General features: G+C 47.5%; 22 protein-coding genes and 2 pseudogenes. 5 read left to right on the top strand and 19 right to left on the bottom strand.

Annotation, left to right across the window (positions count from 1 at the left end; all coding sequences use genetic code 11):
* Window positions 1-152 precede the first annotated feature (152 nt).
* The gene (locus C1S73_RS26990; RefSeq protein WP_038868314.1) at window positions 153-1,637 is read left to right on the top strand and encodes a winged helix-turn-helix domain-containing protein; all 1,485 of its coding nucleotides are present in this window, start codon (window positions 153-155) and stop codon (window positions 1,635-1,637) included.
* Window positions 1,638-1,658: 21 nt separating this feature from the next.
* Here C1S73_RS26990 and C1S73_RS26995 read toward each other — a convergent pair whose 3' ends face one another.
* Window positions 1,659-2,381, bottom strand: a complete 723-nt coding sequence (locus C1S73_RS26995; RefSeq protein ID WP_038868313.1) for a TerC family protein — start codon at window positions 2,379-2,381, stop codon at window positions 1,659-1,661.
* 512 nt (window positions 2,382-2,893) lie between these two features.
* On the opposite strand from C1S73_RS26995, the gene C1S73_RS27000 reads away from it, so the two are divergent.
* A complete protein-coding gene (locus C1S73_RS27000; RefSeq protein WP_038868311.1) occupies window positions 2,894-3,508 on the top strand; it encodes a mechanosensitive ion channel domain-containing protein in 615 nt (204 codons plus the stop codon).
* 26 nt (window positions 3,509-3,534) lie between these two features.
* On the opposite strand, the pseudogene C1S73_RS28165 reads toward C1S73_RS27000, so the two are convergent.
* The 4 genes and pseudogenes from C1S73_RS28165 to C1S73_RS27015 form a co-directional block, all read right to left on the bottom strand.
* Window positions 3,535-4,449, bottom strand: a pseudogene (locus C1S73_RS28165) (M24 family metallopeptidase); the annotation flags it as partial.
* Window positions 4,432-5,457 (bottom strand): annotated as a pseudogene (locus C1S73_RS28170) (TRAP transporter substrate-binding protein); the annotation flags it as partial. The pseudogenes C1S73_RS28170 and C1S73_RS28165, both read right to left, overlap by 18 nt.
* A 113-nt stretch (window positions 5,458-5,570) precedes the next feature.
* On the bottom strand, window positions 5,571-6,764 hold the full coding sequence (locus C1S73_RS27010) for a M20 aminoacylase family protein (protein ID WP_038868309.1): 1,194 nt from the start codon (window positions 6,762-6,764) through the stop codon (window positions 5,571-5,573).
* Between the two features lie 39 nt (window positions 6,765-6,803).
* Window positions 6,804-7,571 carry a maleate cis-trans isomerase family protein gene (locus C1S73_RS27015; protein ID WP_038868307.1) on the bottom strand — a complete coding sequence of 256 codons (768 nt, stop codon included), beginning with the start codon at window positions 7,569-7,571 and terminating at the stop codon, window positions 6,804-6,806.
* 310 nt (window positions 7,572-7,881) lie between these two features.
* Here C1S73_RS27015 and C1S73_RS27020 point away from each other — a divergent pair, with 310 nt between their 5' ends.
* Window positions 7,882-8,367: an Lrp/AsnC family transcriptional regulator gene (locus C1S73_RS27020; protein ID WP_038868305.1), complete on the top strand. Its 486-nt coding sequence runs from the start codon at window positions 7,882-7,884 to the stop codon at window positions 8,365-8,367.
* A 106-nt stretch (window positions 8,368-8,473) separates the two neighbouring features.
* Here C1S73_RS27020 and C1S73_RS27025 read toward each other — a convergent pair whose 3' ends face one another.
* From C1S73_RS27025 to C1S73_RS27035, 3 genes are all read right to left on the bottom strand, one after another.
* Complete coding sequence (locus C1S73_RS27025; protein ID WP_038868303.1) at window positions 8,474-9,655, bottom strand: diaminopropionate ammonia-lyase; 1,182 nt, start codon at window positions 9,653-9,655, stop codon at window positions 8,474-8,476.
* Window positions 9,656-9,923: 268 nt separating this feature from the next.
* Entirely contained in the window at window positions 9,924-10,187 is a 264-nt protein-coding gene (locus tag C1S73_RS27030) for a DUF3012 domain-containing protein (protein ID WP_038868301.1), read from the bottom strand.
* A gap of 117 nt (window positions 10,188-10,304) precedes the next feature.
* Window positions 10,305-10,742, bottom strand: coding sequence for a PACE efflux transporter (locus C1S73_RS27035; protein ID WP_038868300.1), 438 nt, complete (start codon window positions 10,740-10,742; stop codon window positions 10,305-10,307).
* A 151-nt stretch (window positions 10,743-10,893) separates the two neighbouring features.
* On the opposite strand from C1S73_RS27035, the gene C1S73_RS27040 reads away from it, so the two are divergent.
* Window positions 10,894-11,781, top strand: a complete 888-nt coding sequence (locus C1S73_RS27040; protein WP_038868298.1) for a LysR family transcriptional regulator — start codon at window positions 10,894-10,896, stop codon at window positions 11,779-11,781.
* 72 nt (window positions 11,782-11,853) lie between these two features.
* On the opposite strand, the gene fni is transcribed toward C1S73_RS27040, so the two are convergent.
* Window positions 11,854-12,873: a type 2 isopentenyl-diphosphate Delta-isomerase gene (gene fni / locus C1S73_RS27045; protein WP_038868297.1), complete on the bottom strand. Its 1,020-nt coding sequence runs from the start codon at window positions 12,871-12,873 to the stop codon at window positions 11,854-11,856.
* Between the two features lie 249 nt (window positions 12,874-13,122).
* On the bottom strand, window positions 13,123-14,916 hold the full coding sequence (locus C1S73_RS27050; protein WP_038868294.1) for a cation:proton antiporter: 1,794 nt from the start codon (window positions 14,914-14,916) through the stop codon (window positions 13,123-13,125).
* A 489-nt stretch (window positions 14,917-15,405) separates the two neighbouring features.
* Here C1S73_RS27050 and C1S73_RS27055 point away from each other — a divergent pair, with 489 nt between their 5' ends.
* Window positions 15,406-18,129, top strand: a complete 2,724-nt coding sequence (locus C1S73_RS27055) for a DUF2339 domain-containing protein (RefSeq protein WP_038868292.1) — start codon at window positions 15,406-15,408, stop codon at window positions 18,127-18,129.
* A gap of 125 nt (window positions 18,130-18,254) precedes the next feature.
* On the opposite strand, the gene C1S73_RS27060 is transcribed toward C1S73_RS27055, so the two are convergent.
* The 9 genes from C1S73_RS27060 to flgE are packed head-to-tail and all read right to left on the bottom strand — an operon-like array spanning window position 18,255 to window position 26,733.
* Complete coding sequence (locus tag C1S73_RS27060) at window positions 18,255-19,295, bottom strand: flagellin (protein ID WP_038868290.1); 1,041 nt, start codon at window positions 19,293-19,295, stop codon at window positions 18,255-18,257.
* Between the two features lie 11 nt (window positions 19,296-19,306).
* Window positions 19,307-20,206: a flagellar hook-associated protein FlgL gene (flgL, locus tag C1S73_RS27065; RefSeq protein WP_038868288.1), complete on the bottom strand. Its 900-nt coding sequence runs from the start codon at window positions 20,204-20,206 to the stop codon at window positions 19,307-19,309.
* Between the two features lie 12 nt (window positions 20,207-20,218).
* Entirely contained in the window at window positions 20,219-21,592 is a 1,374-nt protein-coding gene (flgK, locus tag C1S73_RS27070; protein ID WP_038868286.1) for a flagellar hook-associated protein FlgK, read from the bottom strand.
* On the bottom strand, window positions 21,593-22,141 hold the full coding sequence (locus C1S73_RS27075) for a rod-binding protein (protein WP_005432415.1): 549 nt from the start codon (window positions 22,139-22,141) through the stop codon (window positions 21,593-21,595). It abuts the gene before it with no gap.
* A gap of 10 nt (window positions 22,142-22,151) precedes the next feature.
* Window positions 22,152-23,273 (bottom strand): flagellar basal body P-ring protein FlgI, encoded by a 1,122-nt coding sequence (locus C1S73_RS27080; RefSeq protein WP_038868282.1) that lies wholly within the window; start codon window positions 23,271-23,273, stop codon window positions 22,152-22,154.
* A complete protein-coding gene (flgH, locus tag C1S73_RS27085) occupies window positions 23,273-23,944 on the bottom strand; it encodes a flagellar basal body L-ring protein FlgH (protein ID WP_038868279.1) in 672 nt (223 codons plus the stop codon). Before flgH ends, C1S73_RS27080 begins: the two co-directional genes overlap by 1 nt.
* A gap of 32 nt (window positions 23,945-23,976) precedes the next feature.
* Entirely contained in the window at window positions 23,977-24,762 is a 786-nt protein-coding gene (gene flgG, locus C1S73_RS27090) for a flagellar basal-body rod protein FlgG (RefSeq protein ID WP_005432423.1), read from the bottom strand.
* A gap of 27 nt (window positions 24,763-24,789) precedes the next feature.
* Window positions 24,790-25,521 carry a flagellar basal-body rod protein FlgF gene (flgF, locus tag C1S73_RS27095; protein ID WP_005435899.1) on the bottom strand — a complete coding sequence of 244 codons (732 nt, stop codon included), beginning with the start codon at window positions 25,519-25,521 and terminating at the stop codon, window positions 24,790-24,792.
* 12 nt (window positions 25,522-25,533) lie between these two features.
* Window positions 25,534-26,733 carry a flagellar hook protein FlgE gene (gene flgE / locus C1S73_RS27100; RefSeq protein WP_038868276.1) on the bottom strand — a complete coding sequence of 400 codons (1,200 nt, stop codon included), beginning with the start codon at window positions 26,731-26,733 and terminating at the stop codon, window positions 25,534-25,536.
* Window positions 26,734-26,741: the final 8 nt, after the last annotated feature.

The following is a 26,741-nucleotide window of genomic DNA, read 5'->3' on the forward strand; positions in this document are numbered from 1 at the left end:
GGAGGCATTAAAGGTAGAGAGCAAAAATCGGCGTTCCGATAACGGAATGTGTAGAAAATCACGTTACTCGCGCTTTAAATTGTCAGCAAAATCATCCAATTGAGACTACATTTACTCAATGAGATGAATAAAAAATAGAAGAGCGAGTGTGAATGCCTGACAAAAACATCAGTTTTATCGTAGATGAGTGGCGTTTTGTGCCCAATGAGGGGCAAATACAGTTTGCTGACTCATGCATTACGATTGATAACCGTCTCTCAAAGTTGCTTGAGTTCTTATGTCTGAATCCAGGACTGACTCACACGCGCGATGAACTTATCGAGCAAGTCTGGGGCGGCAGTGTATTGACCGATCAAGTGGTCACCCAAGCGGTATTTGAACTCAGAAAAGTGCTGAAAAAACACAGCCAACAGGAATGCAGCTACATCGTCACCGTACCAAAGCGTGGGTATCGATTTGATGGCGAAGTAAAACTGGAAAAAATCGCGATACAGAAACCGGAAGATCAGGTAATTGAAGAGGAAGAGTCACAAACTGAAGCCTCGAAACCCGCAGTAGAGGTCGTTGAATCTCGCCCTAAAAAGAGCAAACAACCCATCTTAATTGGCGCACTTTCTTTGATTGTTCTTATTCAGGCGGCATTTTTACTGTTTCGCGCAGACGACCCAAAGCCGAACCCTGATTCTCACACCGGGCACTTAAGCCATTACGAATTTCGTTATGCAGTATTGAATGTCAGTGAAGATGTGAAAGCACGACCAGAACTGTACGGTATCGTCATTAAGTTCATGGAACACATAGGGTTTTACAGCAACATTCGTGTGGTCAAATCCAAAGAACACAGAAAACTCGCCGCAGTAGAGTTCAACATCTCCACCAGCAAGAGCAGCGATGGAAAAAAGCTGCGTTTGTTGTTCCAGTATCACAATCGCGTTTCAGGGCAGACTCATTTGAATCGTCGTTACTCGACCAACTTTGAACGGTTTCATCAAACTTTCCCATCCATGATAGATGACATGCTACGCGCGATGTACATTGAGGTGCCGGAAGAAGAGTTGGAACACAATGTGTCAATCTTCCCTAAAGATCCAGAAGCAGTAAAAGCTTTGATGTCTGGGACGGGCGCTTTGTACAACAACGCTGGCTATGAAAATGCGATGGCATATTTTCGTCAAGCAAAAGCCCTCGCACCAGATAATGCCTACACCATTTCGGTAAGCTACATCGGTGAAGTGTTAAGGGTGTTTACCAAAGACGAAGCCAATAAGCAGCAAGTGATTGAAGCACTCAACAAGGAATATTCCTCTTCCTTGTCTGAAGTTTTGAAGCGAGGGAATAACCCAAGAGTGTGTGAAGCCAACGCAATCTTGGCGCTGTCAGAAGACAATCCGGACAAAGCATCGCAAATACTGTTGTCGATTCCGTACAATCAGCAAACGTCATTAACTTATCTATTACTAGCGAAAGCGGAAGAAGCTCGCGGTCACACAAGCGGGGCAAAAGAACTGTATTTGCAAGCGACACAAAATACGTCGTCGCCAATTGCACTGAAACTTGCGGGTCCATTGTTCTTTGACAGCAACTTGGACACCATGATTAAAGAATTGCAAAGCGTAAAAAGCGAAGCTAACCCGTAGTGGTTAGCTTCGCATTAAAGTTTAGAAGTACTGTCCTGCCACACGTCGAGAAGAAGGTTGTCGGCTGATTAAGATATGGCATAGCTCAAGCAGCAAACCAAACGCGAGCGCACTGTAAACGTAGTGCTTATCGATATTTAGCCCCAACCCTTCAACAATCAGCAGCGCACCTAATACAATGAGGAATAGCAGCGCGAGCACTTTCAATCCAGGATGGCGAGTAATCACAGCCTGAACTTTATTCGCCATCAACATCAGAATCACGCTTGAAGAGATGATCACACCAGCAAGAATGGTAATGTCCTGCGTAAGGCTTGCCGCGATAATCAATGAATCGAGAGAAAACACCACGTCCACCGCAATAATCTGCAATATTACCGTGCCAACTTGCCCAGCAAAGAATTGATGTGGTGGAGTTTCAATAGGCACGACCCATGCCCAAAGCTCTTTGATGCCTTTAAACAACAAGAATGCACCACCAACAATAAAGATAAGATCATTACAAGAGAGTGATACCCCTTGGTATTCGACAAACGGTTCTTTCCAAGACAGCAACCAAGATACCGAAAATACCAGCGCAATGCGGTTTAACACTGCTAAACCGATACCGAGATTACGTACGCGTTGGCGCAAATGAGCAGGAAGACGCTCAGTCATGATGGTAATAAAGACGATGTTATCGACACCCAGAATGAGTTCTAACATGAGTAACGTGCCGAAGGCGATAAAGTAGTCGAGATTCATTATTTAAGTTCTCTGTGCAAAGTACGAAAGAATAGTTATTCAATATCCACTCTCTCCTAAGCAGGCACTACCTTGCGCTCAAATCCCCTCTCTAACATGGGGAAGTCTGTATTCCGTTCTTAGGTGCTTTGGGTGAGTTGTTCCCTAATGACGCGATTATGAGTAGCGTCTTTTCATTGCTTTGTAGAACACGTAAAGCAATTTGATCGCGATAAGTGTCATCACTTTCTCCAAGGTTGTGGTTAATCAGAGGAAGGCTATTGTATTCACCCGTTTCATAACCACATCACAAAGCACTTAGAAAAAGATAAAGAAAATATAAAACAAATAACCACCTTAATTTCATAGCTTTAAATAAACTCAAAACCACCAAAGGTGAAAAGTTCGTACCAAAAGAAACGGTTTCTTTGGCTTATAAAATGACATGAGAGAGATATGATTTTTTGCTGAGAGAGACTTGACGCTTTTTCCGATGGTTGACCGTACACTCGCCCTATAAAGAGGAGAACGTAATGCTGTCATCGATTGAACAATTTCTACAAATCCTGAGTGACTACGACATACTGCTCGGTCTGATTTTCATTTTGGCTTATCAAATCTTCAGTAAGATCGCGACGAAAGCACTCACTACGTTAGCGCGGAATAAAAAAGTCAAACCACCAAGAATATTATTCATTACCAGAACGGTGAACATTTTGTTGTTCGCCTTCTTATTTGCTACTTTTTTGCTCGTGAGTGGTATTGGCTACGGGAATTTTTCTATCTTCCTTTCTTCTGTGTTTACCGTTCTAGGCGTGAGCTTTATTGCTCAGTGGTCAATTCTGAGCAACATCACTGCCAGCTTTCTTATCTTCTTCGTTTTCCCTTACCGTGTAGGCGATAACATTCGTATTGATGATGGTGCAGGAATTGAAGGGATGATCACAGACATTCGTTTGTTTCACACCTTGATAAAGCATGAAGACGGCGACTTTTCGACTTACCCAAACAACCTCTTGCTACAAAAGAACGTCACCAAGAGAACCTATAAGAATGCCGTTGAACCGACTCTACAAAAGGTCACCGATGTAGATATCGATGTTAGTGCCGGTGTTGATGACCTTCAGATACAAGAAAGCCGAGCATAGTGCTCGGCTTTCTTGTATTTTACCCATCAAACGATGACAGGTAAGGTCTTCCACGTTCGTTCATGAAGCAGCTCACACCCATTCTCAGTAATGACGATATTTTCTTCATGCACCATCATTTTATTCGGTGCGAATACCATCCCAGGTTCAAGCGTTAATACCATACCGGGTTTTAAGATCACATCACCGTTAGGAACATGAGATGGCCATTCCGTCAGTTGCATTCCAAGCCCATGCCCCATGCGTCCGACATCATTCCCTAACGCGCCGTTTTTCTCGAGTACAGACCACATTGCCTGCCAAAGATCACCTGTGCTTCTGCCCGGCTCTGCAATTATTAGCCCCGCTTCCGTCGCTTGATAGACCGTATCGTACGCCAGCTGAGCCTCTTCATCTATTTGACCAAAGGCATAGTTTCTGTCGAAGTCACTAAAGTAACCATCATAGTTTGCTCCGGTATCAATAATCAGCACATCGCCTTCTGTTAGTTCTCTATCGGTCGGCCCCATAATGATGCTGTCATAACCGCCAGCTCCCGATCCAGATATCAAATAAGGGCAACTGTCAGCACCTAACCGTAACATTTCAATTTGCATGGCTTTACAAGCTTGGCGCTCTGTCATGCCGACTGCAAGGTATTGCTTTAAGAACTCAAACCCAGCGGCGGTGACCTGACAAGCAAAACGAATCTTGTCAATTTCAGCTTTAGACTTAACGCTACGAATATCACGGACAATCTGTGATACATCGACAACATTATGCCGACTCAATAGAGTTTGAAGTTGCTGGAAGTTCTGTGCGGGCATGCGTAAGTGTGTTTCCGGCCCGATCATTGCGCCGATTTTATGAGTTCGTAAACTGACTTCTGCTAATGTTGATGCCAATAATGAAATACCGTCATCTTGTGGTCGAGGTGACGGCCAACTTCTTACATCATCTAGAATATTTTCAAGAATGGCTTTCGCTCCTTGACGAGCTTCTGTCTGTTGATTGGCTGGATAAGCGTTCGCAACAACATCAAAGTAAGTATCATGAAGCTTTTCACTCAACACTTTAAAGCGCTCTCTTTCATCATCAGAAAGTACGACGACTTGAAGATCTGGGCGCTCTTTGAGGATCTTGTCCATATTTTCTTTGTTGATGCGAATTTGGTAATCGTAGGCAGCCTGGTCTGCGGCTTTGATCGCTTTATCAACCATGGCTTGCTTTTCCTTAGACAAACCGTTGTACCACTTGCTGTTGGTCGAAACGGTGCTCACATAAGGCTGCTGCCCCGGGAACATCAAATAGTCTTGAACTTCATGCCATTTAGCGTTGTATATGAAGTAGATTGGGTTGACCATGCTATCAATCGTTTTCAGTTGAAGAGAGCCATAAACCTCTCCCCAAGATAAAGGTGTCGGCGTTGCACCAAATGCTTTGTAAGTTTCGACAGGAATCGTTGACGTAAAAGTGCGGATCTTTTGATTGGCGAAATCTTCTGGTGTACGAATCGGTTTATTACCTCCCCATACCATCTCGCCTTCAGACATCATGGACAGTAATTTTAGGTTTACACTCTCAAACTTAGGGGCGAGTTGGTTATAAATCGTCGGGCTTTCCGTTAAGACCTGATGCGTGATTTTTTCATCCGTACCCAGCACGTAAGGCAAACTGACTGCCTGAACTTCAGGAACATATGAACCTAAGTGACCTGCGCCAACAGATACGAATTGAATGGTTCCTTTTGCTGCTAGTTCGACGATGTCGTTTTCAGTGCCCAGTTGTCCGTAGTAGTAAATACGAACACGAATATCACCATCCGATTCTTTCTTAATCACCTCCGCAAACTTCTGAGCGTAGATATCTTGAACGTCCGTTTTGTCCTCTTCTGAAGCAAACTTCCATGTTTCGGCATGAACACCAAACACAACGCCTAAGCTTAAAATTGCCGCGCTTAATTTTTTCATCCTTTTCTTTCCTTTTCCTTCCAAGTGACACGTAAAATGAACCCCTTCATTTCACGCTTATCCTGAACTCACAGAGGACAACTTCTTTCCAAAACCTCCGCCAGCTATTCTCCTTACAATGAATTCAATCGATTGCTTACTAATTGAATCCAGTAACTTGCCCCGAACTTCAAGATTCGGTCATTAAAATCGTATTCCGGATTATGCAGTGCACACCCACCTACAGAGTTGATGCCGTTTCCAAGCAACACATAACACCCCGGTTTAACGCGCAACATACTGGAAAAATCTTCTGAGATGGTTATCGGGTCACACTTACCATTCACGTTTTCGTCACCCAGAACTTGCTGAGCCGTCGTGATGGCATAAGCGGTTTGCTCATCGCTGTTGATCGTCGGATAAAATGTATTGATGAATTCGAAGGTATAATCAGCGCCTGCAGACTGGCAGATCCCAGCTACAATTCGCTCCATACGTGTTCTGATGATCTCAAGGCTCTGCTCGGTAAAACAGCGACAATCACCTTTTATGGTCACTGTCGTAGGAATCACATTCACCGTCCCATCGGTGATAAACTCGGTTGCGGATACCACTGCAGAGTCGTGAATCGCACTTAAACTTCTCGAAACAATGGTTTGTAGGCCCAACACAACCTGAGCCCCCACTACTAAAGGGTCAATCCCTTGATGTGGTAAAGCCGCATGCCCACCAACGCCTTTAATCACAATTTCAAAGCTGCTCTCACTCGCCATTAATGAACCAGGCCTCACCATCAGTTTTCCTTCCGCTAATCCGGGGAAGTTGTGAATGCCGTAAACTTCATCAATAGAAAAACGTTCAAAGAGCCCATCATCAATCATGGCTTGCGCGCCTTTTCCATGTTCCTCATCCGGTTGGAATATGAAATAAACGGTTCCATCAAAGCCGCCATGCTTAGCAAGATAGCAAGCCGCACCGAGTAGCATTGCTGAATGCCCATCGTGCCCACAGGCATGCATCTTCCCGTCATGCTGAGAGCAGTAAGAAAAAGTATTTTTCTCATGGACATGAAGCGCATCCATATCGGCTCGAAGGCCAATGCTGGCTTTACTTTGTCCATGACGCAGGATCCCAACCAAGCCAGTTTTCCCGATATTACGAACCACTTCGATGCCAAAGCTTTGCAGCTTGCTTGCAATGAAATCAGCCGTCATATCAACATCAAACCCGCATTCAGGAAATCGATGCAAATGCTGTCGCCATTCCATCATGTTTTGAATCAATTCAGAGGAGAGCTGGTTAGGGTCAATAGGCGTAGATGAATGCATAACAAAAAGTCCTTTCAAATCAGTTTCAAAGCGGGGTAATTAAAGATTTAGTGGTAAGTGCTGATCTAAAAGGAGACCAAAACCTTTAATGTTTTTGGGATAGTGGAGTAAAGCTAAAGTGTGCCAAGCCAGTACTTGATTGCTAGACAACACTGGCTTGTTTATCGCAGCTTCAATATCGTGAATAACCGTGGTCGCTCGTAGCGCGGTACAAGAAATGAAAACGGCGTCAGCATCGGGATGACAGGCTTGTATTGCCGCATGAGTAATATCATTTGGAGAGATGAACGTCATCGCGGTGTCATCTTCAAAATCAAAGCCTACGATGTTCAGTACTTCGATACCTACCGTTGAGAAAAAGGCGGCCACGTCTTGGTTTACTGCTTGCGTATAGGGCGTAAGAATAGAGACACGCTTTATGTTCAATCGTTCAAAAGCAGCGAGTGCTGCAGTGACTGGGTTTGTCACTTTTGTATCGGGGTGATGTGCCTGAATAAGGTCGGCAATGCGCTGTTCACCGATCGCAATAGTGCCCGATGTACACGCATAGATAACCACATCTAGCGTTGTCCCAGGAAGAATCGTATCCGCAACCTCTTGGATTCTAGGCTCCATACGACGCAGATTATCTATGGTTAGCGGGTTGTAGTTACGCACTCGACTGGTAAATGAAGCGACATTTTGTGGGAATAGTTGGCGTAAATCGTTCTCGATATTAAAGTCTGTCGCCAGCGAAATAACACCCACACGACCTGCGCTCGCAAGATTATCCAGTTCATTCTGTAGCGCTATTGATCCCACTTCCATGCTCGCATCCTATCCATCAATATCTTGCTGAAACTGACGTTTTGGTACTGCCAATTCGCCTTTCGTTTCGATTTATTATTGCTTTACATTTTGTTTACAAGATTAATAATGCCTTGACGACAACAAGGAATTTCATCGAATGACTCCCATATTGTGCGGATTTTCTGCATTTTTGGTGAGCTATAGTGGTTTTCCTTTAATTAGTAAAAACAAGACATTCGCTCATGAGTGAGGTCACAATTCGGAGCCAGAGCATGATTAGCTCACCATATGGCTTCCATCCATTACAGGCAGAAAGGAATCGATCGTCATGACGTCAACGCCACCACTTTCCGTCGATAGTTTCGACCGCAAAATTCTCGACATTGTCCAGCATTCAAATAGAGCGACTTCAGACACTATTGCTGATCAGGTAGGGCTATCGCCAGCAGCGGTACAGCGTCGATTAAAGCGCATGAGGGCGCAAGGGGTAATACAAGCCGATGTCTCTGTTGTTAATCCCAAGGCTGTAGGCCAAACCATGACTTTTGTTGTGCAAGTAACGTTGGAAAGAGAAAGAGTCGACTTGATGCATAACTTTAAGAAAGAGATGACAACAAATCGCTCGGTACAACAGTGTTACTATGTGACTGGAAGTTCAGACTTTATTCTTATTGTCACTGCGGCAGACATGGAAGGTTATGACAAATTTACGCGAGAAGCTTTCTTCGATAATGCCAATATTAAGAGCTTTCAAACCAACGTGGTAATGGATAACGTGAAAGTGGGCTTAACGATTCCCATTGATGACCAATGAGAAAATTGAGAAAAGTCCATCATTAGTAGACATAAAAACGGCGCCTCCTTTCAAGCGCCGTTTAACGATTTCAACTGATCAGATGGCTTTAAACAGACTCAGAGTCTCATTTCACCAGTTCTCGATAGAGTTCAGGGTCCGTTGCCCCTTCTGTACCTATCACTAATACCTTACTTTCTGGTCCCAAACCAAGCGCTGTTGCATAGTCGCTATCTTGGCGAGCTAGCACTGCAGCCGCAAAACCAGGAACAGCGGACTCTCCAGCTTCAATATGATTTTCACCTTTTGCCAGTATTTGCATCGCCTGAGGGATTGCGTCTTCGCTTAGCGTCATAAAGTCATCTGCGCCGTTATGAAGAATGTCCCACGCTAATACTGATACTTCGCCACACGCCAACCCTGCCATTAAGGTCTCTAAGTCCCCCTCAACAACAATAGGTTTCCCTGCTTGCGCACTTTTTTGAAGGCAATTCGCTTGTTCTGGCTCTACGATAATAAATCTTGGGCGCTGAGCTCCCCACAGATCCCAGAAATAACCACAAACTGCGGACGCTAACCCACCAACTCCGCCTTGCACAAACACGTGAGTCGGGATTTCGCCGTCAAGCTGCGCAACAACTTCAGACAACATTACGGTATAGCCAAGAGCAACATCTTTGGGGATTTCCATATAGCCTTCATAAGACGTGTCGGAAACGATCACACGATCGTGTACTTTTGCTTCACTGTCGGCTAAGCGCACTGATTCATCATAGTTGCCAGATATTCTAACCACTTGCGCACCAAAAGATTCCATGGCGTGTTTTCGACCTTCTGAAACGTCTTTGTGAATATAAATCACACACCCACAACCAAACATTTGTGCGCCCCAAGCAACAGAGCGTCCATGATTTCCATCTGTGGCACAACTGACTACGATTTCAGCCGCCTCTGACTTCCAGTCACCTTGGAGCAGCTCTTTTATTGTTGGCTGTTTGCCATAACGCTGCAAAATGACACTCTGCAACTGACGAGCAACAGCGTACGCACCACCTAACGCTTTGAAACTCTTGAGTCCAAACCTTTGTGATTCATCTTTATACCAAAGGCATGACACTCCGATGCCATCTGCGATGGAATGCAAAGAATGAAGAGGCGTAACCGCATAACCTGGCCATTGAGAAATCGTGTCTATCGCTAACCTAGCACTCGCTACACTAAGAATCTCTTTTTGTTCATCTGAATACGTAAGGCCAGAATGCGCGGAAGGATTGGAGAAGTGGCTCAATTTACCCGTCAATAACTGCATAGATGCTCGTCCTTAAATTGTTCTCATATTCAACCTCATATGCTCATGTGATATGAAATTGCCAACCATTCAAGTTTAACGAGACTCGATGCAGTATTAGTGCCTTATGCTTCGGTAAAATGCTTTTTTTGATACTTAATACTGAGAAGAGCGAGGAAAACCCTCACCTAGTGCGACTTAACGCCACTTACAAAAAATCCACCGTATTCAATGAATACGATGGATTCGTTTATTGCTTTTTGCTTCGAGAATTTAATTATGAAAAGCGTTAAAACACACAGTGTTTAGCGAAACCTGTTGCTTCGTTTGCCGTCCATTCACCTTTCGGCTTCTCTTTTAAGTCTTTACACCACTGCTCGCTACCGATGCCATCTTGCAGAACACAGTGCTTCGCGAAATCAACCGCGTTGTCTGTTGTCCATTCTGTCTTTGGCTTTTCACGCATGTCTTTACACCAAGCTTCTGTACCCACTTCGTCAGAACATGCTGTTAGCGCTGTTGCTGCTAACAGTAGCATTACCAGTTTTTTCATAAATTTAGGTTCCACTTTCAATTGATGAATGAACTATACCCAAAATATCACTGTTCGTGTTAAGCCCGCGACAATTTATCGACTCTCTCTCCGTAAAAGAGACGAATTTCTGCCAAATCAACCTAACTGCATCGAAGTCGTTACTCGGCGTTTAACCAAATATGCTCGAACATGATCATAGATGTAATTGAAGGCAAACGCATACAAGGTGATGAAGATCGTCACGCCCACGTCCATGACAAACGCGTCCCACATGCTGACTTCTAGCATCCACGCCATCGCCGGAATGGTGGCAAATAACAAACCCGCTTCAAACAACACCACGTGTACGATTCGAAGTCGGATCGTGCGTTTCTCTTTTGCCCCTGTCGCAAAGCGATCAAATATCCAGTTGAAGATGAAATTCCAAATCATCGCAATGGTTGCGACGACTATCATGGTTCCTGATAATGCACTGACTTCATGATCTGTAAACAGTGCCAAACCAATAATGGATAAACTGATTGCCAATACTTCAAATAATACGGCGTGAAAAACACGCTCTAACGCTCCCATAAAAACCTCACAACTTTACATGGAACAAGTTAAGTGGCGGGGATTATGACAGCTAGATAACGAAGAGAAAGTTAACAACCATCACGAATAGTGATAGCTTACAACGATACTTTCCGGATGAGTGTCATCCAAATCCTCTTTAGGTATTGAAATGTACAGCTTTGAACAACTCAAAATCTTTGTCACCGTGTGCGAAACAGGATCCTTCTCCGCAGCCGCAAGAAAGCTAAAGCGCGCGCAATCAGGTGTAAGCCAATCTGTCGCTAACCTTGAGATCGCAGTTAACCAAGATCTGTTCAATCGAGAGAAAAACACACCGACACTCACAGATAGCGGTAAAGCCTTATTGCCCATCGCTCAGTCCATTCTGCATCAACAGAAATTCTTCGACCAAAAAGTCGAGTCCTTAGAGCAAGCCTACGAACACGAGCTAGTGATTGCGGTGGATGAATCTCTCATCAACCAATCGCTACTGGCGCAATTTGCCAGCTTGGCAGACCAATTCCCTATTACGCAGTTCGATATCATTACCGCACCGACATTTGATGTAGAAGAGTTGATTCGAAAAGGCAAAGCGCAAGTGGGTATCGTGTTGGCTGATGGTGAGCTAAAAATGGACATGGATTTCTTTACCCTTGGGTACACTCGTTTTCTCACCGTGGCTTCGCCTTCTCACCCATTGGCACAGCTATCGGTGGTTCATGATGCGGAACTCAAAGCCCATCGCCAACTGGTACTGCGCAGCGCACAAAGGAAAGAGCTGTGGTTCAGTTACGCCATCAGCACTCAGTTATGGTTTGCTAATTCGCATCAGACGCTGACCGACTTAGCGTGTCAAAACGTTGGTTGGGGATTATTGCCAGAAAGAGTGGTCAGTAATGAGATTGAGAGCGGTAAGCTAGTTGCCCTACCCGTTGCGCACGAATTTGATGGCTGGCTCACGACAGTTGGATGTTTAGTTTCTCGAACCCGAGGTATGGGCCCGGTTTTGCAAGCACTAGTAAAAACCTTGCAGAGCTATCGCTATCAGGACGAATAATCCAAAACTGTTTTGTAGGTTCAAGTTTTAGAAACGCTCCGAGACCTAGACAGGGTTCAAGCCTAATTGAAGCTAAAGACGACGAGCTTGGGTCAATGCTTGGAGATTCGCAGAACCTGTACCAAAGCACGCTAAACGTAACTCTAATGCCATTTGTTCAAAGTGGTCGACGACAGATTGCGTGCTGATTGTCGCAGCTTTTAATACCGCACCAGCTTGGCCAACAAGGTTAGCACCAAGGTGTATCGCTTTTGCCGCTTCTAAGCCGTTATGTACGCCACCAGAGGCAATTAAAGGTAAGTTAGGGTATTGAGCGTGGATTTGCTCTAGACACTTGGCCGTTGGAATGCCCCAGTCACGAAATAGCTCCGCAGCGCGCTGCATCTTGTTGTCTGTTTGGCAGTAACCTTCAACCGCAGACCAACTCGTGCCACCAGCGCCCGCAACATCAATCGCATCCACACCCGCGTCCACAAGCTGCTTGGCTACTGCACCACTGATGCCAAAGCCGACCTCTTTGATGATCATCGGGACATCAACGCGCTGTTTTAGCTGCTCAATCGATTTAAGTACACCAATCCAATCATGGTCACCATTCTGCTGAAAGGCTTCTTGCATAGGGTTGAGATGCACAAATAAAGCGTCCGCTTGGATAAAGTCGACTGCACGTTGAGCGTTATCGAGACGTTGTTTATCTCTCAGTTGAGCGGCACCCAAGTTGGAATACAAAGGCACGCCTTTAGCGAGATCACGAATGGTTTTGCCCAAACCTGAATGTAGGCTGTCTTCTAGGCTCACTCGCTGCGAACCAACCCCCATCGCAATGCCCATTTCACTGGCCGCTTCTGCCAGACGACAGTTGATGATCTCTGCATCTTTTGCGCCACCCGTCATGGAACTGATCAAGAACGGCAGCGTCAATGAATGGCCAAGAAACTCGCTCGAAAGATCGATGGCGTTAAAGTCACATTCAGGCAATGCGCAATGCTCGAATTCGATAGACTCAAAGCCCGCCGTTTTGCTTTTCATGTTCATGTCATGATGTAAAACAGCGTCAAGATGTAAGTCTTTGCGATTAGATTGCGGAGCCATAATGTCACCCTAAAGTAAAACAGTCGCGCAGTATTGCGATCCTTGCCATTGTCGTCAATGCGAAAATTCGGAAATTGAACAATTTATTTACCGAATCGAGCCTTGTGCGCTCTCGCTTTATGACTAAGAAAGCATATCGAGGCGCTGCGTTTAAAACACTGCGCCTCACTGCTCTATTAAGCTTGGGTAACGATTAACAATGTTGCCACTCCGATGTGCCAAGAGTGGAAGTTCTCTATGTCATTTAGGCTATTTAGCCTCGACGGATTGAATAAGCGCCACCACCGTGCTGGTTGTAGGTGGTATGAACTGGTCTGGATCATCACAGAATTGAATTTTACCTTTCTCTTCAACATGGAAAAGCGGAATCACCAAATTGTCTTTGTGGTACTCAAGGTAATCTTGGTAAGTGAAACTCTCACTCAGCTTAGTGTGTTTGATTTCAGCTCCTTGGCTCAGCAAACTCGCCATTTGGGAGTAACTGACGTTGCCGCCCATCAATAATTTGCCGTGATACTCTTCCGCAACTGAGTGTTTTTCATTGCCGTTAGATTTGGTTTTCTGCAGACAATGTACTTTATCTTCGCCAAACTCGCCGACAAATTGCATACACGCCATGATATTGAAGTGTTGGTCTGGCGTTAGCGCCACCACTTGACCAATGCCAATTAGATTCAGGTTGTCATCAGCATGGCTAGAGATCGGGTTACCGTAGTAATGGTCTAAGCCCAACATGCGAACTTGGCTAATGTAATCCCAGTTTGAATCGGTGAGCAGAACTTTGCGATCGTATCTCGCCAGCGCTTTACCTATCTCTTGAGCCACTCGGTTTGCACCAATCAATAGGAAACCTCTTGGCGCAGGCTCAGCCACACCCAACGCTTTAGCCATAGGACGCGCCGTCGCACTTTGTAGTACCACCGTGCCAATGATCACCATGAAGGTCATTGGCACCAACAGCATGGCTTCTGAAATACCATATTCCGTCAGCTTGATAGCAAACAGGGATGAGATGGACGCCGCCACGATACCGCGCGGTGCAACCCACGAGAGGAACAGCTTATCTTTGAAGGTTAAATTGCTACGAATGGTTGAAGCGAAAATCGAAAGTGGACGCGACACCAACTGCATGAAAATAAACAGCAACACTGCACCGCTACCAAGCGCCGCGAAATCATCAAGACTGATGCGTGCCGCAAGGAAGATGAACAACCCGGTGATCAACAAGATGGTTAAGTGCTCTTTAAAGTGCAGGATTTGCTGAATATTGATGCCCTTTGCATTTGCTAACCACATGCCCATCACGGTAACCGTCAGTAGCCCTGCTTCCGATTCCATTTGGTTAGAAATCGAGAACACACCGAGCACCACCATCAATACCGCAAATGGCTGAAGGTATTCCGGCAGCCAAGCTCTGCGCAAAACGGTAGACACCGCAGCACCAGAAGCGACACCGAGGATCAAGCCCACCGCAATGATGGTGCCGAACACTTCGACGCTGTTAACGGCATTGTGCGAGACGATGAACTCGTACACCATCACCACAAACAACGCGCCTAATGGGTCGATCAAGATACCTTCCCAGCGCAGAATATTGGCGAGTTTGGAACTTGGGCGCACGGTTCTCAGCAACGGCACAATCACCGTTGGACCAGTCACGACGGTTAAACTGGCGAACAAAATCGCAAGCTCCCAAGTAAAATCAAGGAAATAGTGCGTCGCCACACTGGTAGCTACCCAAGAGATGATCGCGCCAACAGAAACAATGCTCCACACCGAACCGCTCACGCCACGAATCTCTTTAAAGTTAAGGGTTAAACTGCCCTCAAACAGAATCACCGCCACCGCGAGAGAGACTAAGGGGAAGAGTAAATCCCCGAGAATGTCGTCTGGATTAAGCCATTGCAGGATCGGCCCAACAATGATCCCCGCCAACAGTAAGAACAGAATGGCTGGTAAGCGCATTCGCCACGCTAACCACTGACAACCTAAACCTATTACCCCAACCGCCGACAGCACCAGCGCTTCGTTGCCCACTTGCATTTATCATCACCTAATTTGTTATTGTTCTGGTGAGCTTTCGCCCAAAACCGGTTAACTCTATAAAAAAGATTAGTTTAGAGTGAACGCTCCGCCAGTTTTCGTTCAAATATGCGACTCTCTCTCAAAATTATCGGTCTGTGTTGTATACCCAAGTAACCTCGAGATGCTCGGTTCAGCGAGAATGACTGGGTTTGTAGACGCGGCGGCGATTTAAAGGTCTAGCGGGTCTAAATCAAGAATCGACAACAAAGTATACAAGCCCAGTCAACTCGCCCTTTGGGAGCGTGTCATTGACCCGATTGCTGCGTCAAACAACTTGGAAAGAGCGGGCTATTACGCTACGTTGTTTTCCTTGAACTCGAATCAATGACAACGCTCTGAATCCTGCATCTTGAAGTCACTTGGGTATATATCCCGTTAGCTTGGCACACAGTGAACTAAGCTTAGCTAAGTTGCTCAAAGTTAAGGATTCTGAAACAAGGACAGGGAGTGCAGCAGTTGTTTATCTCATTGGCGGTTATCTTGGCGGTTTGCGCCTTACTCATCACATTGAAAGCAGTCGGTCGAATATCGAGGCTCGAAGACGAAGTGTCTCAGCTTCATAAAGAACTGGCAGAACTGCGCGCGCGTTGGTTTGAGAGACATACACCGCCGACTCCAGAACCCGATCAACACGCTTCTCAACCACAACAGGCGTCGCTAGAACAGCCCGCACAACCTAGTGCTCCGACGCTTGAATCAAGTCCAACATTGGTTTCAGAGCCAACCTCTACGCCTCTAACAGCCAAAGAAGTACCACCGCCAATTGTCGACCCGAGCCTCCCGTCACTCGATGAAGTGCACATAGGTGGTCTGGCACAAAGCAGTGAATCCGTATTTGAGAAACAAGCCAATAAACTGCTGATCAACATCCAAGAAAACTGGTTGGTTTGGGTTGGCGCGCTCGCCATGTTGATTGGTGGTGGTTATCTTGTACAAGTGATTGGCAGTCACATTGAGTTCTCACCAATCATGCGCGTGACCATCGCATTCTCCATCTCTCTCGCTACCGTGATAGCAGGTGAATGGTTCCATCGCCGCGAGCAGAAATCCCCAGACCGAGCAGGACGAGCGAAAGGCTTTACTTACGTTCCTGCCGCCATTACCGGAACAGGGTTAACTGGCATCTACTGCACGGTGATCTTTGCGTTTGTCTTCTATCAGCTCTTATCGCCAGGTGCATCACTGGTTATCTTGGCAGGCGCGGCATTTTCGAGCTTAGCGCTTTCTATACGCCAAGGCCCTTTGATGGCCGTACTCGGCTTAATCGGTGGTTATTCAGCACCACTTTGGATTGGCGGTGCAGAGCCCAACTATTACTTACTCGCTGGCTACATCACTGCAATTTCAGTTGCCGCAACGCTACTGATGCAAAAGATCCGACACGCTTGGATTTCACCATCGATTACCGTGCCGCATGTTTTGTGGATGTTGTTGCTGATTGAGAGCATGCCGATAGAGCAACTTTTCTCATGGCTTGCGATCTTCCTTTCTCTGAGTTTGTACCTGCTGTTTGCGGTGCCAAGAATGGGTTGGATACTCAAACCGCGTTACCGTCATTGCCAAGGCAGATGGACGCATCCACCGACAGGTATTGCTCTCGCGATGACATTATTAGTGCTGTCGGCATTAGCTCGCATGTCTAGCGTTGATACCGCTGAGATGATTTACTTCTATGCCTTCTTTACTGCCATGATTTGGCTACCCGCCATTAGTAAAACTTGGTCATTAAGAGTCTATTTACCATCGATATTGGTGCCTTCTGCCGCGATCATGTTGCTTTCTATTGCGCTTAAATCTATCTACATGGCTGAAGGAGAAACGCCAGTACTGGTCGCACTCGGCATTAGTATTACGTTGATTGCACTGAGAACATTATTCCAGACATTGGCAGGTGACCGCTCTCAACTAACAGGCATCCTCTTCCTTGTACTCGCCCCTGCAATGACTTTGATTACCCTGCTCTACACCTACGAGTTCATGAGTGGTCATGTTCTAGGTTGGACGTTCTTCACCGCTGCAATTGCGGTTTACTACGCCTTACTTGGACAAAGATTCAAAGCGCTCGCACTGGAATGCTCTGCAATCATGCATGCCATCATTGCCGGAACGGCTTTCGTTTGGCTGAATGACACATGGCTCACGACCGCTATTTCGATTCAAGTGGCGGTTATGGCGTTGCAGACTCAAGCCAATGTTTTCCGCCCAGCGAGTTGGGCAGTCAAAGTCGCCATGGGCATCTTAGTCGTACGTCTAACGCTGTTACCGTTTATTCCAGAGTGGCAGCCTGTCAATGCGGGACACTGGGCTTGGGTGCTGATCAGTTACCTGCCTTCTTTGGCGATTCTTGCTTACGCTCGCACTGTGTTACATCGCTCAGATACAGAGCTCGCCAATTGGTTTGAAGGGGCGTTCTTACACGTGTTCTTGATGGCGGTGTTCACACAAACCAACTACTGGCTCACAGGGCAATACGGTTACCTTGGCTACATCGATTTCACTTCGGCGATTGTGTTTGCTAACCAAGCATTAGCGATGGGGTTGGTTTACAGCTATCGCAGTCAGTTTGCACAGCAATTAGAACGCGTTTATCAAGCATACTGCTATCTACTTTGGGGCGCTTTTGTTGTGCTGATGATGTTGCTCAATAGCCTTGAATCACCGTTGATGGTCAATAATGTTTCCGCTGAATCCATGCCTGTGTTCAACATGCTGTCTCTTGGCTGGTTGTTGCCTGCGATTGTTTTGCTAGTAACCACTTACAAGCGTTGGAACACGTTGCAGATCCCTCGCCCTGTGGTCGCCAGCTTTGGTCTTATCTTGGCAGCCATTTGGCTAGGTATGTCGATTCGCCAGTTCTGGCAACCTATCTCTATGACACTAGCGCAACCGACTGGCATGGCAGAGCTGTTTACTTACTCGATTGCTGGTTTGATTGTTGGCGGCTTACTGACTTGGGTTGGCGCAACACGCAAAGCAATGACGATTCAACGCATCGGCTTAGCCGTGCTGGCGTGCGTCGCGCTTAAGGTGTTCTTGTGGGATGTCCGTTCATTGGATGGCTTCTGGCGTGCGATCAGTTTCTTGGGCCTAGGTGCATCACTGATTGGATTGGGGTGGTTATTTCAAAAACTCCACCGCTCGGTCGCAGAGCCTGTCGAGCAAGCGGAATAAAGTTCAAGATAAGAAAGGTGATTCCCAACTCTTTTCTGGGTTACGCAACCACTGGTGAATTGAGAAAGGAATCTTGGAGTGTTCTTACAGCGCTATTTCAACTGGGGTCCATTTCAAATAAAGAACTATTTCAACAGCGCCACAACCGTATGACGACGAACATTCGCTTGTGCATTCAGCGCTTGGAACGTCGAACTAAACTGACCGGAAGTGGCCATAAAGCCATCGAGTTTCGCATTGACATCAGCGGCACTTAACTGCTTGGATTGGCTCTGCACTGTGCGCATTTGGGAGTTCAATTCACCATGAAACGCTTTGGCTTCTTCCAAGCTGGTTTGCACTTGTCTTATGTGCTGATTCACTTTGGCGATGGTTTGCTTGATGCCATCACGAGAGCCTAAATCAAAGCTCAACTCAGCGATGCCATCCGGTTCTGATTTTAGGTTCAGAACATTCGCTTGCCCTGCAGGAAAGCGATGACCTTCGCCTGTCACTAGCACCTTTTGCTGCATTTGTTGATATGCCGTATCACGCGCTTCAAACAAAATGGTGCCGTCTTCTGCCAGTGACGCTCGCATGCCCATCGCAATCAAACTGCGATCGAGCATTTTCACGGTGTGCGCACCATCGGCTTGACCATCAAATTGGATCATCACTGATTGACCTTGCGGAAAGTCTAAACGGATTTGCTCGGCTTTCTCACTCAAACGATGCACGTTCAAACCGGGAATGGAGAAACGGCGAATATCCGCGTTGTCCAGTTTGAGGTGCAGCTCGTTATCAATCACTTTCTGCCCGTCAAAGCGCGCCTGTTCAACCACTTGTTGAATCGATGCTTTAGAACGTACTAGCCCTTCTTGTAAACCGGGAACGTTCTGCACGCCTTGGTTGACTGCTTGGGTCAAACCTCGCTTGATTTGAGTCAGCTCTTTACCAATCACTTGCAACGATTTAGAGGCAATTTGCACCGCGGTTGCTTGTTGCTGACCTTGAGTAAGCTGAATACCGGAAACGGAATAGGCTGACGCTGTGTCAGCCTGAACTTGCGTAGGACGCGGCTTAATCGCACTGCTCGAATCCGCTGAGCGGGTTGGCATGATAGAGGCTTGTTCTTGCCCACCTAAGCGTATGCTATGGGGTCTTACCTCTACTGTGCTCATCACCATACAAAACTTCCTTAAATACGATCAAACAGGTTGAGATCGTTGATCTTCACGTAGCTAGCTTGCGTTGCTTGTAACGCCGCCATGTAGTTGCTCAAACGTACTGATGCCTCACCGTAATCCAATGCCGATAAGTCACTGGTCACCTTATCAACGAACAACTTGTTTTCACCGTGCGCGCTGTCCATTAGGTCGAGGTTGTTATGGCGACCACCGATTTCTGTCATCGCCCCCAGTACGTTCGCCAAGGTATCATCAATGGCAGATAAGCTAGCGTCTACTTCCGCTTGAAAATTCGGACTCGGGTTCTCAAATTCTGCAATCAAAGCATCAATTTGGTTCAATACATTATCGCCACCGCCAAGCTCCAGAATCTCTTTTGCCGTCATGTTGGAATCCATGGTCACGCCCTTTGCGACGGTTACCACGCGCTTGTCGCTGTTGCCATCAACTTGGTACGCACCACCAGCATTGCTCACAGCAGGCATGTCCGTCTGAGTACCAGAAAACAAGTAATGGCCTTCTTCATCTTGGGCGTTGAATGAAGATTCAATCGAATCACGGTAGCTTTTTAGTTCGATGATCATACCGCTGCGATCTTCATCGGTTAATGTGCCGTTCGCGCCCCAAAGCACTAAATCACGCACACTCTTCAAGCTCTCGTTGACCGAATCCAGATGGGTTTCTTGAGCAGAGAGTGTGGTTTTCAGATTAGCGATATTACTTTGGTACTGACCAATCGCGCTGTTTTCACGCTCAAGGTTCAGCAGCTTTATCGACGCCATAGGATCGTCAGAAAGCTTGGTTAGTCGGTCACCCGTGGCCATTTGTTGAAGAACATGCCCCAAACCTGCGTTGTTGGTTTGCAGGCTTTGCAGCATCATTTGGCTAAATTGACTGTCACTGATTCGCATCTCGGGTTCCTTTTAGAATAACTGCAATACAGAGTCGAAAAGCTGGTTAGCGGTGCTAATGACTTTCATGTTGGCGTTGTGTGCGTTAGCGAATGTCATCAGATTCGCCGCTTCTTCATCGCTGTTCACCGCACTGACGTTGTCGCGCGCGGCATGCGCTTGTTTGTTCATTGCCGCTTTAGCTTCATAATCCGCTTCTGCTTGGCGTGCTTTGATCGCCGTTTCACCAACCATGGCGGTGAACGCATCGTTTAAGCTCAGCGAGCCATAGCCAGTAACGGAAACCGGCTTATTGCTCAGTTGAATCAAGTCATTCAACACATCTGCATTACCCGGAGTGCCATCGCTGGAGAACGCTAGTTCTTCCGCGCTGATATTGGTAATGGTTAGGCTCGCTGCTGGGTTTGCTGGATCGTAGCTAAACAGCGGTTTGCCCGGATTGCCGTTGAGATCTTGGCCTGTTGCCAGCACAGCGTTGTATTCATCCGCCAATGCTTTTGCCATGTCATCCAAAGCGACTTGATTTGGCTTTAGCACATCGGTTTGATAATCGTTAATCGCGCCCAACTTGCCGCCTAGCGAATGGTCAATGACAAAGCTTTGCGAGGCGAAATCGACACTCAAATCCGCAAGATATGGGTCGCTTGGGTCTGGCTTCGCTGTAAGCTGACCATAATCCGAGCCCATAACCAAAGGCTGACCAGAAGCGAGTGTCACCTGCATGCTGCCGTCTGGTTGGTCGGTAGTTTTGATTTCAACGATTTGAGAAAGCTCGCCAATCAACACATCGCGAGTGTCCATCAACTGTGCTGGGTTACCGCCTGTGCCTTGCATTTCGACAATCTGCTTGTTCACATCCGCAATATTCGCCATCAAGCTATTGGCATGGTTCAACGCCGCAGTGCGCTGGTCACTCATGTCTTTGTGCTGATTGTGAAGAGACTCAGTTAACGTATTGAATCGGCGCGCCAACGCTTCTGATTCATTAATGATTTGCTGACGGTATGGGATTGATTCTGGTTTTACTGTGGCATCATTAAGCGCAGCATTGAGGGAATCTAACCCCGCAGAAACACTAAACCCATCCGCGCCAAACGTGTTCTCAAGCTGGCTCATTGCGGTGGTATAACCCGCTGAATACGCTGCTAAACTGTTGGTAGACCACGTTTGCTTCACCAAGAACTGGTCAGTGACACGGCGAATACTCGTCACTTCAACACCCATACCTGGGCTGAGCTTGTTGTACTTACCATCACCAACAGATGCGGTTAGCGCTTGTTGTCGGCTGTATCCCGGCGTGTTGATGTTTGCCACGTTTTGCGCGGTCACATCCAACGCCACACGGTTCGCGTTTAAGCCTGAAAGGGCGATATTAACAAGGTTCATTTACAGCTCCATTTTCCTGATCAGCGGCTGAGTAAACGCGGTCGTCATTCCGGCTTCACCGAGCACTTGTTTAACAGAGGCGACCGCTTGCAGCGTGGGATTAACTGCATCGGTCTTCATCGCGATTTCATCGTTTTCAAGTTGTGACGTGCGTTCAAGGCTGACCACTTTTCCATCGTTCGCCGGAGAGACATTACGTGATTGGTCGAACGCCACTTCGCGCATTGAAGGGCTCAGTTGCTGGATCAGCATATTGGCGATGCCGGAGTTCTGTTTTTTCGCCAACTCCATCGCTAACTGCCCATCGTACATATCGCGAAACACGCCTTGTTGCTGGCTAGCAAACGGGCTGTCTTTGTCGGCCAATACATCACTGCTGCTGCGCATTTGACGTAGCACCATTTGTAGGAACATCGCCTCGAATTGACCCGCAACCACTTCAAGAGCGCCTTCTTGATCGCGACTTTTCTTGATGCTCGCTAGGGCGCTGTTGTCGTGATACAGCATGGTATTGAGTTGTGCTTGATCGCCGCTCGTGTCTAACTTCATCGCTAACTCCTTAAATCACCACAAGCTCAGCATTCAGCGCGCCCGCTTCGTTCAATGCTTGCAGAATCGACATCAGATCCGTTGGCGTTGCGCCTAAGCTGTTTACGGCGTTGACGATGGTGTTCAGTTCCGTACCCGGAGGCCAAATCACCATTTGCGCTTGCTCTTCGTTTACTTCGATTTGGGTTTGATCCACGACTTTGGTTTCACCATCAGCAAACGCGTTCGGTTGGCTGACTTGTTGAGATTCGGAGATTCGAACAGTCAAGTTGCCGTGGCTCACTGCCGCTTCACCAACCTTCACGTTCTTACCAATCACCACCGTACCCGTACGTGAGTTGAAGACGATTCGAGCTGGTTTACGACCTTCTTCCACGCTCATCTCTTCCAACATCGACATCATGGTGACACGCTGTTGGGTGTCCATTGGTGCACGCATTTCGACGCGCGCTTTGTTGATGGCTTTCGCCACGTTTGGACCAAAGGTATTGTTGATTTCACGGGCAATGTTTTTTGCTGTGGTGAAGCTAGGTTTACGCAGATTCAACGTGATTTCGTCACGCTTGTTAAAATCGGTTTCGATTTCTCGCTCTAGCGTAGCTCCGTTTGGAATTCGGCCTGCGGTTGGTGTGTTTACTTCTACTTTAGAGCCGCTTCTGCCTTCGGCTGACAGACCGCCAACAACCACACTACCTTGAGCAATGGCATACACTTCGCCATCGATACCGCGCAGTGGCGTTAGCAGTAAAGTACCGCCACGTAAGCTTTTCGCATCGCCGATAGAAGAAACTACTACGTCCAGTGTTTGACCCGGGCCCGCCATTGGGTCAACGGATGCGGTAACACTTACGGAAGCCACGTTACGCAATTTCGGGTTCATGCTGTCATCAATCTGAACACCAAATTGGCGCAGCATGTTAGTAATCGATTGAGCGGTGAATTTCACTTGGTTACGGTCGCCTTGACCGGCCAAGCCCACCACCAAACCGTAACCGACCAATTGGTTTTCTCGGATGCCCTGCACATCCACCAAGTCCATGATCGGAATTTCCACTTCGGCTTGTGAAGTGGCAGGAAGTCCCAAGGTCAGAGCCAATAGGAAAGAAGTAAAGAATGCGTTGATTGGCTTCATTAGAATGGTACCCATGGGCTGTTGAAGAACTGAGTCAGCCACCCGGCTGCGTTGCTGTCGGCTAATGCGCCACGACCAGCGTAGGTAATGCGAGCATCCGCAATACGTTGAGAAGACACTTGGTTGCTGCGGTTGATGTCATCAACACGCACAATGCCTGTTAGGCGAATAAACTCGTCGCCTTGGTTGAGTCGGAGCCACTTTTCACCGCTAATACGAAGCACACCATTTGGCAGCACCTCATGCACCGTTACGGTGATCGCCCCTTGTAACTTGTTGCCTTGCGAGCTGGACGCACTGCCATCGAAGTTGCGGCTGCCATCAATACTTACGCCCAACTCATCTATGGTTTTGGTGCCAATAGTTGGCGTAGCAAAGTCAACGGTAGAGCTTTTACCAAACTGGGTGCCCGCCTTCTTGCTTGAAGAGGTTTCTTCAGAGAGCTGCACGGTCAAAACGTCACCGACTCGGTAGGCTCGGCGATCTTGAAATAACGTCATGGTGTATTGGTGACGATAAAGGCTACCGGACTTGGCCTCTGGCAAGGTGTAATCCAACACTGGCGGCGCGTATTCGTCTGTGTTTGGCTCTGGCGGAATAAACTCATCACGACCTGCACATCCCACCAGCAACACGACGGCAACTGCCCAACTCTTCGAAAGCCATTTCATTGCTTTTTCCTTCATCATCACCAATTTCTTACTTACATCGATTGCGCGACAAACTTCAGCATGTCGTCTGCGGCAGAAACTACTTTGGCGTTCATCTCGTACGCGCGTTGAGTAGTGATCATGTCGACCATCTCTTCCACTACCTGCACGTTCGAGCCTTCTAAAGCGCCCTGTTTGATGCTGCCCGCTCCGTCTTCGCCTGCAATCAATTCATCCGCAGGGCCACTTGCTTCTGTCTCACGGAACAAGTTACCGCCAACGGCTTCTAAACCAGCTGGGTTGATGAACTTCGCCAGCGTGATTTGACCCAACTGCTGTGGCGTTGGGTCGTCAGCCGACGTGGTTGTTACCGTGCCATCCACACCCACAGAGAACGAAATCGCGTTGTCTGGGATTTGGATCTGTGGCTCTAGTGGCAAACCTTGGCTGTTGACCATCAAACCCTCTGAGTTGATGTGGAACTGACCATTACGCGTGTACATGATCTGACCATCAGAGTTTTCGATTTGGAAAAAGCCCTGCCCCATCACCGCCAAATCCAATTCTTGAGTGGTATTTTGTGTGTTGCCTTGAGTGAAGACTTTCTGCGTACCGACTACGCGAACACCAGAACCAAGCTGAACACCGCTTGGCAGCTCATTCACTTGGTCGACTTGCGCGCCCGGCTGACGCTGAATGCTGTAAAACAAGTCTTCAAACACCACGCGGTCACGCTTAAAGCCGACCGTGTTAACGTTCGCTAGGTTGTTAGAGATGGCAGTCATTTTGGTATCTTGAGCTGCCATGCCCGTTTTACTTACCCATAATGCTGAATGCATTGGTTATCTCCTTTGGACGTGAGAGGGTTATCTCGCCGCCATCAATTTGTTTCCGGCTTGCGCCAAGGTTTCTGCGGTTTTCATCATGCGGACTTGCATTTCAAAGTTACGCGTCAGCGACATCACGCTCAGCAGTTCATCAATGGCAGACACGTTACTGCCCTCAATGTGCTCTGGAGAAAGCTGCACGGTTTCATCCGCTGGGAAAGGCACGCCATCTACGCTGTGTAGCAAGCTGTCGCTCTCTTTTTGCAGTTGGTTGATTGGTGGTTTCACCATTTTCAAAGTGCCCACTTCCACTTCTGCACCACCACCCGGAGGAATCACAGAAACACGGCCACGTTCACTGATTTCAATCTTCTGAAAATCAGGTACAACGATGGGTCCGTTTTCACCGACAACTGGGAAGCCATTGATGCTCATTGCGCCAAAGGTATCGACTTTGATGTTGCCCGCTCGGGTGTAAGCTTCATTGCCAATTGGCGTTTCGACGGTGAGGTAGCCCTCGCCCATGATCGCCACATCGAGAGGACGACCAGTTTTCATGATGTCGCCAGAATCAAAACGCGTTGCGGCTGAATTGGTCACCACCATGGTGCGGCCATCAAAGCCCGCACCTTGTAGCTCAACGCTGCGAACGCGTTCCATATCTGCACGGAAACCTGCGGTGTCAGCATTCGATAAGTTGTTCGAACGTACGTGCTGAGCCTTAAGAACTCGACTCGCACCCGACGTGGCAGTAAATAACAAGCTATCCATGCGACTCTCCCATTACACCGCGTTGAACAGAGCTTGAGTCAGCTTGTCATTGGTCGAAATGGTTTTCGCATTCGCTTGGTAGTTACGCTGCGCCGTCATAAGCGCAACCAGCTCGCTGGTTAAGTCAACGTTAGAGCCCTCTAGCGCACCCGGTGTTAAGTCACCCAATGTGCCCGTGCCCGGAACACCCATGATTGGCGCGCCAGAGCTAAAGCTTTGTGTCCAAGCCGTGCCGCTCACTTTCGATAGACCTTGCGTGTTAGCAAAATCCGCAAGCACAACCTGACCTTGCAGCTGAGACTGGCCATTAGTGTAAGTCGCGTAAACCATGCCGTTGTCTTCCACTCGAACGCCCGCAAGCTCACCTGAGGTGTAACCGTTCGGGTTGTTAGTGCTCACGCCAAACGCAGCGCCAAACTGAGTGCTGCCGTTCAAGCTGATATCAATGCTCATTGCGTTTGCGCCCGCCGCTGGGAATGCAACGTTGAAAGAACCTGTTGGAGAAGCTAGCGTGCCGTCAGTATTGAATTGAACCGTTTGAGCCGTTGCTGGCGTCGTTGGTGCACCGTCGACTTCCACGTTCACTTGCCATTCGTTATCTGATGCCTTCGTGAAGTACTGAGTTACCGTGTGCGAGTTGCCAAGTGAGTCGTACACCTTAGTGGTGTAAGAAGAGTTGAATGAGTTTGGATCGGAAGAATCGAATGGGTAAATCGCTTGGTCGACTGCCGTTGCGCTCGCATCAAAGTTCGCCACAAAGTCCAGATTATCGGTCGCTTTTGCGTTAAGTGAAGAGGTAGAAACTTTGATGTCGCCAACAGAGCCAGTTTGAAGATTCGCATTGTTGTCTACGCTGTAACCTTGCAACTTGGCACCGTTATTTGCGGTCACAAAGTTGTTCTTATCAGTGCCAAACACACCTGCGCGAGTGTAAAGCATCTGCCCCATGTGATCTTTCGTCACGAAAAAACCACTGCCGTTGATCGCCAAGTCCATTGCACGGCCTGTGCCTGTCACCGAACCATTCTTATCGAAGTTCTGAGAAATCGACGCCACTTCTACGCCGCCAGGCTGCATGCCGTTGTAAACCGCTGCAAATTCTGTGCGGCCACCTTTAAAGCCGTACGTTGATGCGTTGGCAATGTTGTGGCTGATGGTGTTTAACTCTGTGTTGGTCGCGTCCAGACCACTAAGTGCGATGTTAAAACTCATAAATAACC

Origin of the sequence: Vibrio jasicida 090810c (assembly GCF_002887615.1) — a bacterium.
GTDB classification, from domain to species: domain Bacteria; phylum Pseudomonadota; class Gammaproteobacteria; order Enterobacterales; family Vibrionaceae; genus Vibrio; species Vibrio jasicida.